The sequence below is a fragment of the Polaromonas sp. P1_G2 genome (assembly GCF_056405515.1).
Genome location: NZ_JBFUBY010001034.1, coordinates 1 through 479, shown reverse-complemented (window position 1 = coordinate 479; position 479 = coordinate 1). Strand labels below are relative to the sequence as shown.

Genomic DNA, 479 nt, shown 5'->3' with positions numbered 1-479 from the left:
GGTGAATGCGCTCCGGCAGGACGATTTCCGGCCGCTCGACGTCATCATACGGGATCCGGCCCAGCAGGTGGCTGATCATGTTGAGGCGGGCGCGCTTCTTGTCGACCGCTTCGACGACCCACCAGGGTGCTTCCGGCGTATGGGTGCGGGCCAGCATCTCTTCCTTGGCCTTGGTATAGTCTTCCCAATGGACGCGGCTTTCGAGGTCCATCGGCGAGAGCTTCCATTGCTTCAGCGGATCGTGGATGCGCATGTTGAAGCGGAATTCCTGCTCCTCGTCGGTGATCGAGAACCAATATTTGATCAGGATGATGCCGGAGCGGACGAGCATGCGCTCGAATTCCGGCACGGAGCGGAAGAATTCTTCCAGTTCGTCAGGCGTGCAGAAGCCCATGACGCGCTCGACGCCGGCACGGTTATACCAGGAGCGGTCGAACAGCACCATTTCGCCGGCGCTCGGCAGATGCGCCGTGTAGCGC

General features: G+C 61.2%; 1 protein-coding gene. It reads right to left on the bottom strand.

Translation table 11 applies throughout. The features are described 5' to 3' along the window. The coding region (locus tag AC1D0P_RS28925; RefSeq protein WP_477679880.1) for a polyphosphate kinase 2 family protein at positions 1 to 479 on the bottom strand (479 nt) is incomplete at both ends.